The organism is Methylosinus sp. H3A (assembly GCF_015709455.1).
GTDB lineage: Bacteria > Pseudomonadota > Alphaproteobacteria > Rhizobiales > Beijerinckiaceae > Methylosinus.
Window position 1 is genome coordinate 2,553,851 of record NZ_JADNQW010000005.1, and the last position, 13,522, is coordinate 2,567,372.

General features: G+C 66.9%; 9 protein-coding genes. 5 read left to right on the plus strand and 4 right to left on the minus strand.

Translation table 11 applies throughout. The features are described from left to right. Positions 1-328 precede the first annotated feature (328 nt). The 4 genes from IY145_RS14920 to IY145_RS14935 form a co-directional block, all read right to left on the minus strand. Positions 329-4,090, minus strand: a complete 3,762-nt coding sequence (locus IY145_RS14920; protein ID WP_196408927.1) for an AAA family ATPase — start codon at positions 4,088-4,090, stop codon at positions 329-331. Then, positions 4,090-5,313 carry an exonuclease SbcCD subunit D C-terminal domain-containing protein gene (locus tag IY145_RS14925; RefSeq protein ID WP_196410564.1) on the minus strand — a complete coding sequence of 408 codons (1,224 nt, stop codon included), beginning with the start codon at positions 5,311-5,313 and terminating at the stop codon, positions 4,090-4,092. The genes IY145_RS14920 and IY145_RS14925 overlap by 1 nt, the downstream gene beginning before the upstream one ends. Positions 5,314-5,377: 64 nt before the next feature. Continuing rightward, a complete protein-coding gene (locus IY145_RS14930; RefSeq protein WP_196408928.1) occupies positions 5,378-5,827 on the minus strand; it encodes a cupin domain-containing protein in 450 nt (149 codons plus the stop codon). Positions 5,828-5,842: 15 nt separating this feature from the next. Continuing rightward, entirely contained in the window at positions 5,843-7,558 is a 1,716-nt protein-coding gene (locus IY145_RS14935; protein ID WP_196408929.1) for an OFA family MFS transporter, read from the minus strand. Positions 7,559-7,934: 376 nt separating this feature from the next. On the opposite strand from IY145_RS14935, the gene IY145_RS14940 reads away from it, so the two are divergent. From IY145_RS14940 to IY145_RS14960, 5 genes are all read left to right on the plus strand, one after another. Further along, positions 7,935-8,933, plus strand: coding sequence for an LLM class flavin-dependent oxidoreductase (locus IY145_RS14940; protein ID WP_196408930.1), 999 nt, complete (start codon positions 7,935-7,937; stop codon positions 8,931-8,933). Positions 8,934-9,035: 102 nt separating this feature from the next. After that, positions 9,036-9,884 (plus strand): hypothetical protein, encoded by an 849-nt coding sequence (locus IY145_RS14945; protein ID WP_196408931.1) that lies wholly within the window; start codon positions 9,036-9,038, stop codon positions 9,882-9,884. Positions 9,885-10,024: 140 nt separating this feature from the next. After that, positions 10,025-10,729 (plus strand): transcriptional repressor LexA, encoded by a 705-nt coding sequence (gene lexA, locus IY145_RS14950; RefSeq protein ID WP_196408932.1) that lies wholly within the window; start codon positions 10,025-10,027, stop codon positions 10,727-10,729. A 219-nt stretch (positions 10,730-10,948) separates the two neighbouring features. After that, positions 10,949-12,856, plus strand: a complete 1,908-nt coding sequence (locus IY145_RS14955) for an AsmA family protein (RefSeq protein WP_196408933.1) — start codon at positions 10,949-10,951, stop codon at positions 12,854-12,856. Between the two features lie 91 nt (positions 12,857-12,947). Then, positions 12,948-13,502, plus strand: coding sequence for a PH domain-containing protein (locus IY145_RS14960; RefSeq protein WP_196408934.1), 555 nt, complete (start codon positions 12,948-12,950; stop codon positions 13,500-13,502). Positions 13,503-13,522: the final 20 nt, after the last annotated feature.

A 13,522-nucleotide genomic window follows, 5' to 3' on the forward strand; every position in this document is an offset into this window, starting at 1 on the left:
GTCTTAGGCGACGCCGCGAAATAAGTGAATTAGAGAAGCCGCGAGAAAAGGGCGCGCCCTTCTCCCGCTTGCGGGAGAAGGTGGCCCTCGCGTCAGCGAGGGGCGGATGAGGGACCAAGCTGCCGCCATTGCTCTTTAAAGCTATGTCCATGTGGAAAACCGTAGCAGCCCGTCATCCGACGCGGCCATAGCCCGACTCTTGCGACGGGCGTCCTGTCGGACGCCCTATGGCTAGGCCACCTCCCACGAGTGGGAGAAGGAGTCGCGCGTCATGATTTTCGCTTGGAATTGAAACGCCTATTTAGCTCGATCTCCTTAGAGCCTCGCATCACACCAACAACCCCGCGTGCGCCTCAATGCGCACCGCGCTGCGGCCGCCGCCGCGCTTCTCCACTCTGATCTGCACAGGAATGCGCTGGCGCAGCGATTCGACATGGCTGATGACGCCGACCTTGCGGCCCTGTCCGTGCAGACGCTCCAGCGCGTCCATGGCGACGTCGAGCGTCGTTTGATCCAGCGTGCCGAAGCCCTCGTCGATGAACAGAGTGTCGACGAAGGAGCCGCGCCCCTCGAGGCTGCAGAGGCCGAGCGCCAGCGCGAGCGAGGCCAAAAAGCGCTCGCCGCCGGACAGCGAGCGCGTCGAGCGACGCTCGTCGCAAAGATCACGATCGACGATCTGCAGACCGAGGTCGGCCGTGTCGCAGGCGGAGCGCTCCAGCCGATAGCGCGTCGTCAGCGTCGCCAGATTGCGATTGGCGAGCGCGACGAGATGCTCCAGCGTCACGCTCTGCGCGAAGCGGCGGAATTTGTCGCCGCTCGCCGAGCCGATGGCGGCGTCGACCTCGGCCCAGCTCTTATGCGTCGCCTCGGCGGCGGCGATCTCGGCGGCGAGCGTCGCGGCGCGCCCATGCGCAATGTCGTCTGCGGCGAGTCTTTCGCCGATCTCGCCGAGCCGTCGCGCCAGCGCTTCCAGTTTCGTCTCCGCTTCGGCGCGGCGCGCGTCCAGCATTGCGACGTCTTGCTCCGGGCGACCTTCGGCGAGCGTGTCGGCGAGATCGCGGGCGCGCGCCTCTTTTTCGGTCCGCGCGGCGGCGACGGCGGCGTCCACGGCCTCCAGGCTCGCCCGCAATTCCGCGCGCTCTCGCGGTGAGACTGCGAGAAGAGCGAGCGCCGCCTCTTCGTCGATTTGCGCGACAATCAGCGCGGCGGCGAAATCCTGCGCGGCGGCCTCGCTTCGCGCGCGCGCCTCGGCGAGAGCGTTCGCCGCATGGGCGAGGTCGCGCTCGGCGCCGGCGCGGCGCGCCTCCGTCTCGGCGCGCAGGCGCGCGGCGGATTCGAGCGCCTGCTGCGCGAGGAGACGCGCGTCATTGCAGCGTGTGCGATGGATCGTCGTCGGCTCGCCGCCCAGCAGTTCGCCGCGGCGCGCGCGCAGCTCGGCGCCCGCGCCCGCGCGTTCGTCTTGCTGTGTCTTCGCCGTCGCCGCCGCCTCGGCGCAGGCGCGCGCTTCGACGCGCAGACCGACGAGCTTTTGCGCGAGCGCGTCGAGATCGCGCTTCGCCTGCGCGGCGCTCTCCTGGGCGTTGCGAAAATCCTCGCCTCGCTTTTTCAGCCGCCGCATCGCGCTCGGCAGATCGCGGTCGAGATCGGCGGAGGAGAGGTCGCAAAGCGGCAGAAAGGGCGCGAGCGCGCGATCGACGGCGCGAAGGCTTTCGGTCGCGGCGGCGCGGGCCTCGCCGAGACGGGCGGCCTCCTCGCGCGCCGCGGCGACGCGCGCGAGACGATCGTCGCGCCTTTGCCGGCGCTCGTCGATCGCGGCGGCGAGGCGGTCATATTTCTGGCGCAGCGCGTCCATATCGGCGCGTAGCGCCCGCGCGCCTGCGCGCCGGCTGTCGAGCGCGACGCTCTCGCGCTCGATCGCCTCGGCGATGAGCGTGAGCGCGGTCATATCGTCGATCGCTCCCGGCGCGGGCAGCGCGTCGTCGCGCCAGCCGCCACGCGCTTCCTCATGATCTTTCGCGGCGTCTTCACTTTCCGCCAACGCCTCGTCGCATCGGCGCGTCGCATCGGCGGCGCGCTCTTGCGCTGCGGCGAGGCGACCGCTCGATGTGGCGATCGAGCGCTGCGCTTCCGTCATTTCACGGCGCAGCGCGTCGCGTCGAGCGCGAAGCTCGGCGATGAGCGCGTCTGCGGCCGCGCTCGAATGCGCGTGCGGATGCTCGCGCGCGCCGCAGACGGGGCAGGGGGCGTCTTCGACGAGGCTCGCGCGCAGCGCCAGCGCCTCTTTGGAGACGGCGGCGTCGGCGATCTCGCCGAGCCGCTCGACCTCTCCGCGCTTCGCCTCGCCGATCTCGCAGGCCGCGCGGGCCTCGTGGAGCGCGCGCGTCTCGCTCTCCTGCACGGCGTTCGCGGCCGCGAGATCCTGCGTCGCGCGTCTCGACGCTTCGCGCGCCTTCGCATGGCGCTGCATCTGCGTCTCGAGCCGAGTCGCGATCCGCCCGAGCGCGTCGAGCGCGCGGCTCCTCGTGATCGCTTCTTCTTCCTTCAGCTGCGCGAGCGCATCGCTGCGCGCTTCGATCTGCTCGGCGAGCTTTGCGTGGTGTGCTTTCGCCTCGCGATCATCGGCGTCGAAAGTCTCGAGCTCGCGAGTCGCGGCGTCGATCTCGGCGCCGAGCTCTTTCGCGCGCGCCGTGTCGTCGACGAGCGATTTGGCCGCCTCGCTTCGACGGTCGAGCCATTCGGCGATCTCGCTCCAGCGCGCGACCAGCGGCTCCGCGACGGCGAGACGCTCCAGCGCGGCGTGCGTCGTCTCGGCTCTCGCCTCGGCAGTCGCGACGCGCTCGATCAGAGCGGTTTCTTCGGCGGCCTTTTGTCGCGCGATCTGCATGGAGCCGAGCGCGACTTTCTCGGCTTGCGTCGCCTCCCGCTTGGCCGCGAGGATTTCGGCGTCGAGACCTTCGGCCTGCGACCACAGAGGCCCGAATGTCTTGAATTCGGCTTCCGCCGCCTCCAAGCGCGCGCGCTTTTGCGCCTCTTCCGCGCATGCCTGCTCGAGCGCGGCCTGCGCTTTCGTCGAGGCTTCGCGCGCGGCGATGTCGCTCGTCGTCGCGCGGAGGAGGGTCTGCGCCGCGGCCTCGCGCGCGGCGAGCGGCGCGCGCAGCGGCTCGGCGGCGTCGAGCGTCGTCAGTCGCGCGCGTGCTTCCGCAAGGGACTCCTGCGCTGCGAGCGTCGCTTGGTGGCGCGCGGCGGTTTCGGCGAGACGAGTCTCCGCCTGCGCAATGCTTTCGTGGCGGCGCAGCAGCGCGGCGGCTTCGTCGCGTCGGCGCGCGGCTTCGACGCGACCCGCCGCGGAGGTTTCGCGCTCGATCTCCAGCGCCGCGCGTGCATCGTCCGGCAGCAGGCCGACGTCCTCGCGGCGTCGCCGCAGAATGTCCAGCGCCTCGAGCGCGGATTTGGTCCGCAGATAGACGCGCTTGGAAATCTCCGCATAGACAGAGGCGCCGGTGATCTTCTCGAGCAGATCGGCGCGCTCCTTCGAATCGGCGCGCAGAAAAGCGTCGAAATCGCCTTGCGCCAGCAGCACGGTGCGGCGAAACTGATCGAAGGTGAGATCGGTGAGCTCGACGATTTTGGCGCGCACGGGCTCGACGCCCGAGGCCACCGCCGCGACGACGGCGCCCGCCGCGTCCAGGCGATGCAGCGCGCGGCTGCGCTGTTGCAGATTGCCAGTCGCCCGCCCCCTCGCGCGCGCGATGTCGCAGCGCGCGCGATAGCGCTCGCCGTCGCGGCTCAAAAAATCCACCTCGGCGAAGCCGCGTCCCGCGCCGCGCCGCAGAATGGAGCGCGGATCGGCGGCGCTCACCGTCTGCCCGCTCGGGTCCGGCACGCTCTCGTTGACGCCCTGCGCGGCGACGCGAGGAAACGCGTCATAGAGCGCGAGGCAGAGCGCGTCGAGAATCGTCGATTTGCCGGCGCCCGTCTCGCCGGTGATGGCGAAGAGGCCGGCGCCGCGCAGAGGCTCGGCCTCGAAATCGATCTCGAAGCGCTCGGCGAGACTCGCGAGATTTTCGCCCCTTATCGCGAGAATACGCATTATTCCTCCGAGGCGGCGGAATGGAACAGCGTCAGATGCTCCGCCGTCGGCTCGGCTCTATGGGTGAGCGCGAAGGCCTCGCGAAACAATTCGACCGGCTGCCGCTCGGAGAGGCGCAGGGCCGCGGGCGCCGGGGCCTCTGTTTCCGCGCGCTGCGGGCGCTCCACGGTGAGCGAGGCGAGGCGGATCGGAAATTTCTCCGCGATCGCGTCGATCTCGGCGTCCAAGCCGACGATCGGCCCGTCGGCGGCGACGGTCAGATGAACGAAAGGCTTTTCATCGGCCGGCGTCGCGGCGTCGAGGCCGAGCGCGGCGAAAGCGGCTTCGACATTCTCGCGCGCGATTCCGCCGCGCGGCGGAATGCGCAGGCAGGGAGTCGGGCGGGGGAGGGGGACATGCTCGACAATCGTCTGCGCGCCGTCGATAGCGACGATCGACACGCCGTGGCGATAGTCGATCTCCGTCTTGGACAGCGGAAACAGCGAGCCGGAATAGCGTATGCTCTCACGCCCGACCGCTTGCGGCCGATGCAGATGGCCGAGCGCGACATAGGCGACATCCGGCGGAAACACGTCCGGCGGAACCGCATGCTCGCCGCCGACGAGGATGCGGCGCTCGGCGCCTTCCGATTCGAGGCCGCCGGCGACATGCAGATGGCCAGTGACGACGAGCGGCGCCGCGCCGATGCGCGCCCGCGCGGCGGCGATGAGCTCGGCGTACAGCGCGCGCACCGAGCGCACGACGGGCGAGCCCTCGCTCTCGCCGTCGAGGATCGGCAGATCGGCGGCGCGCGGATAAGGCACGGCGAGAAGATGCGCCTCGATCGCGCCGCCGGCCCCGCGCAGCGGCACGAGATGGACGCCGGCGTCGATCGCGCCGTCTTTGCGCGTGATCGTGCCGACGCCGGCGACATTGACGAGATCGAACAAAGCGCGCGGCGCCTCTATGCGCCCGGCCGGATCGTGATTGCCGGCGAGGAGGACGATCGTCGCCGCGGGCAGAGCGGCGCGCAGCTCCTTCAGCGTGTCATAGAGGAGCTTCTGCGCTTCGGCGGAAGGGTTGAGGCTGTCGAATATGTCGCCGGCGACGATCACGGCGTCGACGCGGCGCTCCGCGGCGATGGCGACGAGCGCGTGCAGGACTTTGCGATGCTCCGCCTCGCGCGGCCAGCCCTGCAGCTGGGCGCCGAGATGCCAATCGGCCGTGTGGAGGAGGGTGAGCAGCTTCCTTGTCCTTCGTGTCTTCGTGGTTTGCTCTACCACGAAGACACGAAGGACACGACGGAAGTCAGCGCTGCGGCGGTTTTGGCCACAGGCTGGCGCCGGAAGGGCCGACGCCGGTCTCGAGCAGCAGGACTTCGCCGTCCCTCGCCCAGCCGTAATGGACGGTTTCCGCCGGCACGACGATCGAATCGCCGGGCCCGAGCGCGCGTAGCGAGCTCTCGTCGAGCCGCTCGCCGACGCCCGCATAGAAGCGGCCGGAAATCACCGTCACGACGCGCGCGTCGGGATGGGTGTGCGGCAGCGATCTCGCGCCGGCCGCATATTTCACCGAGAGCGCATAGAGCGCGCCGGGCTGCGTCGCCGTGCCGCTCACCGGCGCGGCGAAGACGCCGGTGAACAGCGGCACGGGCGCATATTTCAACTCGCTCTGCAGCACCGCGGGCGGCGGGCCTTCGGCCAGCGCCTCGCCGGCCCAGAAGGCCAGCGCAGCGAGCAGGAGAGATCGCGCGAACATGCGTCCCCCGTTCATTCAGTGGAACAGCACGAAGGTCTTCTGCAGCGTGATCGATACGCCCCAGGCGAGCGGTATGCCGACGGCGGCCCAGGCGGCGATCAGTAGCAGGCGCGAGCCGCCGTTCTGTGCGGCGGCGGCGCGGCGCGCCTCGGCCGCCGCAGCTTCCGCGGCCTGACCTTCCTCGACATAATCCTCGAAATCGGCGTGCGGTTCTTTCTCTGCCTGCACGACGGCGGCGACGCTGGTCTTCTTCTCCGCGGCGACCTCTTCGTCGGTCATGAACAGCTTCTCGGCGACCGGCCGCACCGCGAGATCGCAGACGAGGCCGAGGACGAGCAGGCCGGCGAGAATATACATGGTCTGATTATAGACCGCCTCGCGCGCGACGCCGTGGTCGATCTGATAGTCGCGAAGGTAATTGACCAGCACCGGGCCGAGCACGCCCGCCGTCGACCAGGCGGTGAGCAGCCTTCCGTGAATCGCGCCCACATAATGCGTGCCGAAAATATCCGCGAGATAGGCCGGAATGGTCGCGAAGCCGCCGCCATACATCGACAGGATCACGCAGAAGAACAGCACGAAGAGCACCACATTGCCCTCATGCGCGGCCCAGGGCGCGGCGGAATAGAGCAAGAAGCCGAGCACGAAGAAGATGGCGTAGGTCGTCTTGCGGCCGAGCATGTCGGACCATGTGGCCCAGAACAGGCGCCCGCCGATGTTGCAGAGGCTGAGCAGGCCGGTGAAACCGGCCGCGATGGCGGCGATCTTCGCCTTTTGCGTCGCGTCGAGATCGGCGAATCCCATGTCGAGGCCGATGAGCCGGCCGCCGAACACTTCCTGCAACATGGGAGAGGCCATGCCCAGCACGCCGATGCCGGCGCTGACATTGAGGCAGAGAACGCCCCACAGCAGCCAGAATTGCCGAGTCTTCCACGCCACCTCGAGATGCACATGGCGGCTCGTCACCATTTTATTGGCGGCCGTCGCCGAGGGCGACCAGCCCTCCGGCTTCCAGCCGTCGCGCGGCACGCGATAGCCGAGCGAGCCGCCCACCATGAAGACGAAATAGATCGCCGCCATGGTGACGAAGGTCTGCCACACGCCGACGGAGGTGGGCGTCGCATAATAGGCCATCAGCTTGTCGGCGAGCGGCGCGCCGATCATCGCCCCGCCGCCGAAGCCCATGATCGCCATGCCGGTCGCCATGCCGCGCCGATCCGGAAACCATTTGATGAGCGTCGAGACCGGCGAGATATAGCCGAGGCCGAGCCCTATGCCGCCGATGACGCCGGAGCCGAGCCACAGCATCCAGATCTGATGCAGATAGACGCCGGCCGCCGAGATCAGCAGGCCGCCGCACCAGCACACCGACGCCGCCAGGCCCGCCTTGCGCGGGCCGGCGGTCTCCAGCCAATGGCCGAACACGGCCGCCGAGGAGCCGAGAAAGACGAAGAACAGCGTGAAGGTCCAGCCGAGCATGCTGATCTTCCAATCGCAGCTCGTGGCGAAAATGCTGGCGAAAAAGCCCATATCCGCCGGGCAGGCCTTGGGCTCGGCGCCGCCGACGACGCGCGACAGCGGCAACCAGAACACGCTGAAGCCATAGGCCATGCCGATGCACAAATGCACGGCGAGAGCGGCCGGCGGCACCAGCCAGCGGTTGAAGCCATGCGCTGCGATGGAGCGCTCCCGGCTCAGAAAATGCCGGGATGGCAAAGCGGCTACCGACATGAAATCCTCCGAAACCGAGCCGCGCCTCTATGGCGGCGTCATGAGCGAACCGAAACGCCGCCCCCGAGCGGCGCCCGCAGGCCCCCGTCGACGCCGAGGGCCGAGACGTTTTCAACTCTCTCTATCGGAAAATCGCCACAGCGGCGATCATCGATCAATATCTATTTCCCGTCGCTTTATTCGATTCCTCTATTGCCGCTCTATCTGACGGAATGGACGGCGGCTTTCTCCTCGCTGACGAAAATTCGCACGAAACGCCAATGATTTTGCGCTTGCGGGCGGGCGCCGGCGTCCATATCCTGTATGACGATATGTAACTGCCGTATATAGCCAGAGCGCGCATGGGAGCGGCGGCGCGCATTCCGAGGCCCTCGCCATGCGGTTCGGCGTCTTCTGCACCTATGAAAATCCGCAGCAGGATTACGCGCGCTGCCTCGAGACGCAGACGGGGCTCGTGCGTCATGCGGAGGCGTTCGGCTTCGAGGAAGCCTGGATCGCCGAGCATCATTTCGAGCCGGACGCCGTCTGCCCCTCCATTCTCGCGCTGCTGTCCTATCTCGCCGGCGTGACGACGACGATCAGGCTCGGCTCGGCCGCTGTGCTGCTCGCCTTCCGCAATCCGATCCAGGTGGCGGAGGATGTCGCGACGATCGATCTTCTCTCCAAGGGTCGGTTCGATTTCGGCGTGGCGCGGGGCGGGCCCTTCGAATTGCAGAACCGGCATTTCGGCGCCGGCAAGGATTCGACGCGCGAGATGACTCTGGAGGCGCTCGGCCTCGTCAATCGCCTGCTCTACGAAGACAAGGTGACCTTCACCGGCGCGCATTACGAGGCCAATGGCCTCAGCATCACGCCGCGCCCGCTGCAAAAGCCGATCCCCACCTATCTCGCCACCACCACGCCGGGGGCGATTCGCTATGCCGCGCGCAACGGTTTCGGCGTGATGGCGGGCCCGCCTTTCCCGATCGAGCAGATCAAGGAGACTTTGCGCATCTATCGCGAGGCGGCGGGGCCGGAGGGCGATCCGCGCTTCACCATGGCGCGCTTTTATTTCGCGGCTCCGCGGCGCGAGCAGGCGCTGGCCGAGGCGGTTCCCTTCTTCGCGCGTTTCGCCGAGCGCATGCGCGGCAATTTCGCCCGCCAGGACGGCGCGGCGCCGCCTTCGCTGACCGAGGAGGGGCTGCTGCAGCGCTCGCTGATCGGCGATTTCGACGAGGTGGCCGAGAAGATCGCCGCCTATCGCGAGGAGACGGACGCGCGGTCGATCTTGCTGAAGCCGATCTCGCGGGATGCGGAGAAGAATTTGCGCTCGCTCGAGGATTTCGCGCGCCATGTGCGGCCGATGCTGGGGGTGGCGGCGGCGGCGGCGCAGTAGAGGGGGATATTGTTGATTTTCTGGACGGTGGTTGGCGCCTTGCCGAAGGAAGAGACCGCGATCGCTTTTGGATGCTGAGATGGGTTGTTGTATGATCACCAAATGCAGAATGAACGAATCGTTGAAGTGTTGGGGCAGATCCGCGACTGGGGAGCTATCATTCCGTTATCGGCTGTCGTAGCCGGATTGGCATGGTGGACGAGTTTTGGAAAGGGAATAATTGTTGCTTCTGTGTTAGCTGTAGCAGCGTTTGCCGTATGTGCTCTAATGGCAATGAAGCTGCGACGGCCTAGTTGTGTAATTATCGGAATAATTCCACTTACTGCGTTGATTGTGACTTATGTATATCTGGAATATGAAAGAAAGAGTTCTATCTACGCTGTCTTTCGCGTGCGAGAGCCTCCTGATATTGAGTTGGGTGAAAGTATAGGTCGTCCGTACGAGGTTCAAAAAGTAATAACATATGCTCACGAGCAGGCGATTGTTTTGTGGGATGCTTCGTATTTATACATACTGAGGCCAGATCTTAAGATAGCAAAGCAAGAAAGTGATGCTGATTGGGGAAATCGGGACCATTACGCTGACCTGGAGTGGCTAAAGAAGAGGTTCAAGCCTCCAAAAGGAAAGCTGCCGCCATTTTACGGGGTTGCGAGGCATTGGGATGCTGATGAGAAGGGATGGCAGTGGATAGGGTGGCTAAATTGGTTTTGTTCTTATGCAAATGGCGGTGTCTACATCCAGGAATATAAAAACGGTTTCGCCATCGGTCCATTCGGACCTGCTCCCCACGTGTCGGACGGGCGAGTATATTTTCTGAAGACAGCAAAAAATAGAGGTAATGAAAGTAGCGATAATACGAATAGTGCTAAAACTAATGACGATGACCAAAGAGAATGGCGATCTGTAACAACAAGCATCGCTGCGGTTGAAGCGGATCGATGCGTCCCATAGACGCAAAATGTCGTCCGTCGGCTTGCAGAACGCACCGAGAACGCCTATCCTCCTGTTCATGATTTGTTTATGAAGGCGCGCCATCATATGCGCGCCGAGTGGAAGCGCGCCGCAGGCCGGGCGGCGCCGGGGGTTCTCCTATGCTGACCAAGAAACAGAGCGATCTGCTGCGCTTCATTCATGAGCGCCTGAAGGAGACCGGCGTGCCGCCCTCCTTCGACGAGATGAAGGACGCACTCGATCTGCGCTCCAAATCCGGCATTCACAGGCTCATTCTCGCGCTCGAGGAGCGCGGCTTCATCCGCCGTCTGCCCAATCGCGCCCGCGCGCTCGAGGTGTTGCGCCTGCCCGAATCGGCGACGCCCCGCGTCGCCGCGCGCGGCGGCAAATTCTCGCCCTCGGTCATAGAGGGCGCGCTCGGCCGCGTGCGGCCCGTCCCGGCCGGCGAGCCGGAGTCGGACCAGCAGGTGGCTATCCCGGTCATGGGCCGCATCGCCGCCGGCACGCCCATCTCCGCGCTGCAGAGCCGTAGCCACACGATCAATCTGCCGCCGGACATGCTCGGCGGCGGCGAGCATTTCGCGCTCGAGGTGCGCGGCGATTCGATGATCGAGGCCGGCATTCTCGACGGCGACGTCGTCGTGGTGAAGAAGCAGGACACCGCCGACACCGGCGATATCGTCGTCGCCCTCATCGACGAGGAGGAGGCGACATTGAAGCGCTTGCGCAAGCGCGGCGCTTCAATAGCGCTCGAGGCCGCCAATCCCGCCTATGAGACGCGCATTTTCGGGCCCGATCGCGTGCGCATCCAGGGCCGGCTGGTCAGCCTTCTGCGCAAATACTGAGGTCGGGCCCGCCGCCACGATCTCGCCGCCCTTTGCGGCCATGTTCCCGGCCTCGCGCGCTTCTCGCGCGCGGGCCTTTTCGCGCGGCGGACAAGCGAATAAGGCGTGTCTCGAGCGTATCGCGCCTCGCGTTCGGGCGCGCGCTGCGTCGCCCGCGGCCCTTGCGGCCGCCCCGCCTCTTTCTGCATGGACGATGGAATGTCTCACTCGACCGGCCCAATGCGCGAACTCGAAGGATCGAAGCCCATGGCCGTCGGCCGCCGTTTGCGTTTCGCTCGCCCCTCGCGCCGTGTGCTGATCGCGATGGGCGCCGTCGCCGCGGTGGCGCTCGGGGCGGCGCTCGCGCCCTGGACCTTTTCCACCAGCGCTCTGCTCGAGGAGATTTCAGGCCAGCTCAACGCCTCCTCGGGGCTCTATATCGCCGCCAAGGGGCGTTCGACCTTCTCGCTGCTGCCGCGCCCGCATATCACCATCGACAGCATCGCCTTCGCCGACCCGGCCGCCGCGCTCACCATCGAGGCGGAGCGGCTGCACGGCAATGTGCTGCTCCTGCCACTGCTCGCCGGCCGGCTCGAGATCGCCGACGTCGAGCTGATTCGCCCCTCGATCGAGGTCGATCTCGACCGCAAGCCGATGAGCTCCGCCGGCGCCGCCGTGCGCGCCGCGGCGGCGCGGCCGTCGACGCCCGCGGCCGAAAAGGCGGATCGCGCGCGGCTCGGCGGCGTCTCCATCGTCTCCGGCGTCGCGCGGCTCAAATATGCCGGCGGCGCGGAGACGCTCGACGATCTGGACGCGACGCTCGACTGGCGCACCGTCGGCTCGCCGGCGACGCTCGATCTCGCCTTCTCCTGGCGCGGCGAGCGTCCGCGCGCCATGCTGTGGGTGCTCAAGCCCGGCGCGCTGCTGCGCGGCGAGCAGACGCCTGTCACCGTGAGGCTCGATTCGGACAGCGTGCGGCTGGAGGCGGAGGGCTTCGGTCAGCTCGGCGCCAAGCCGCGCTACACGGGGCGCCTGACCGGCTCGTCGCCCTCGCTGCGCCATGCGCTCGGCCTCGCCAAAGTGAGCGCGCCGCTGCCCGGCCCGTTCGAGAATGTGCAGCTCTCCGCCAAGGCGAGCGTCGGCCTGCGCGATTTCCAGCTCACCGATCTGAAGTTCTCGGCCGATGACAATGAATTCGAGGGGTCTTTCGCGCTGCGCCACGAGGGCGACAAGCCGATCGTCCATGCGACCCTCGCCAGCAATTTCGTGTCGCTGAAGCCGATGATCGCCGATTTGCCGGGGCTCTCCGGCCCGGACGGCCAGTGGAGCCGCGACGCTTTCTCCCTGCCGGACATTCAGGACGCCGATGTCGATCTGCGCCTCTCGGCGACGCGCGCCCGCATATTGCGGCTGAATATGGAGGATGCGGCCTTGTCGCTGCTGCTGCGCGGCGGCCGCCTCGAGCTCGCGCTCGCCGAAGCGCAGGCCTATAAAGGCACGGTCAAGGGTCGCGCGATCTTCGCCGCCAATGCGGCCGGCGCGCTCGAGTTCCACGGCAATGGGCAATTGACGGGCGTCGACGCCGGCGCGCTCGCCTGGGATCTCGCGGCGCGGCCCGATCTCGGCGGCGCGCTGGACGCGAGTTTCACGCTGGATGCGACCGGCGACAGCGTCGCGCAGATCATGCGCGATCTCGACGGCCGCGCCAGCCTCTCGCTATCGGAAGGCGAGGTCGGCGGCATAGATCTCGAACGCGCGCTGCGCCGCATCGACAAGCGTCCGCTGTCGAGCGCGATGGATATTCGCTCGGGCCATTCATTGGTGGACCGCGCCAGCGCGACGATCAAAATCGTGAAGGGAACGGCCAATATAGAGGACGGTCAGGCGCATGGGCCGGGCTTCGCGCTGGCCTTCGCCGGCCAGACGCGCATCCCCGAGCGCAGCCTCGCGATGAAGGCGCAGGCCAATGAGGCCGACGCCGCCGGCAAGCCGCGCGAGAAGGGCGTGCAGATCGGCTTCGATCTCTCCGGCCCCTGGGACGATCCCGTCTTCGCGCCGGACGCAGCGGCGCTGATCAAGCGCTCGGGCGCGGCGGCGCCGCTGCTGCCGCGCGTCGAGCCGGAGGCGGGCGCGGCGAAGGAGAGGTGAAGCGTCGTCTCGAGCCGCTCTTCGAGGGGACAGCAGCCTAACGCTTCTGCTATAAGCGTGGCATCCGTCCTAGATATTCGAAGGGGCGCGCATGACTGCCGAATTTTTCTCAGATCGCCTGCTCGACGGCGAACACGTTCTCTGGTCGGGCCAGCCGGCTCGTGGCCTATCGCTGCGCAATCGCGACGTTTTTCTGATCCCCTTCAGCCTGCTCTGGTGCGGCTTCGCGGTGTTCTGGACGTTTTCCGCCGGGCGGATGAACGCGCCCTGGTTTTTCGTCGCCATGGGCTGCCTCTTCGTTTGCATGGGGCTCTATTTCGTCTTCGGCCGATTCCTGTTCGACGCCTGGCTTCGGAGCGATATGCGCTACGCCGTCACGAACCTGCGCATTCTGATCATGCGGCCGGAGCCTTTCGGGCGATTCACGGCGCTCGCGCTCGACCGGCTTCCGGCGGTCGATTTGAGCGAACGCGTCGATGGAAGCGGCTCCATCCGCTTCGGCGCCCCGGCGCCCTTGTGGGGCAATCGAGGCTGGACAGATATGACGCCCGCGCTCGATCCTACGCCGCAATTTCTGATGATCGACGATGCGCGGCGCGTGTTCGATCTCATTCAAGAAAAGGCGAGGAAAAGCGCGACGGCGTGAGCGGCGCCAAGGGCGGCCTC

Bases quoted from the DNA above. Each gene is read 5' to 3' on its own strand.
- IY145_RS14930 (WP_196408928.1), bottom strand. From the start codon at position 5,827: ATGTTCGCGCGATCTCTCCTGCTCGCTGCGCTGGCCTTCTGGGCCGGC.
- IY145_RS14945 (WP_196408931.1), top strand. From the start codon at position 9,036: ATGCAGAATGAACGAATCGTTGAAGTGTTGGGGCAGATCCGCGACTGG.
- IY145_RS14920 (WP_196408927.1), bottom strand. From the start codon at position 4,090: ATGCGTATTCTCGCGATAAGGGGCGAAAATCTCGCGAGTCTCGCCGAG.
- IY145_RS14940 (WP_196408930.1), top strand. From the start codon at position 7,935: ATGCGGTTCGGCGTCTTCTGCACCTATGAAAATCCGCAGCAGGATTAC.
- lexA (WP_196408932.1), top strand. From the start codon at position 10,025: ATGCTGACCAAGAAACAGAGCGATCTGCTGCGCTTCATTCATGAGCGC.
- IY145_RS14955 (WP_196408933.1), top strand. From the start codon at position 10,949: ATGCGCGAACTCGAAGGATCGAAGCCCATGGCCGTCGGCCGCCGTTTG.
- IY145_RS14935 (WP_196408929.1), bottom strand. From the start codon at position 7,558: ATGTCGGTAGCCGCTTTGCCATCCCGGCATTTTCTGAGCCGGGAGCGC.
- IY145_RS14960 (WP_196408934.1), top strand. From the start codon at position 12,948: ATGACTGCCGAATTTTTCTCAGATCGCCTGCTCGACGGCGAACACGTT.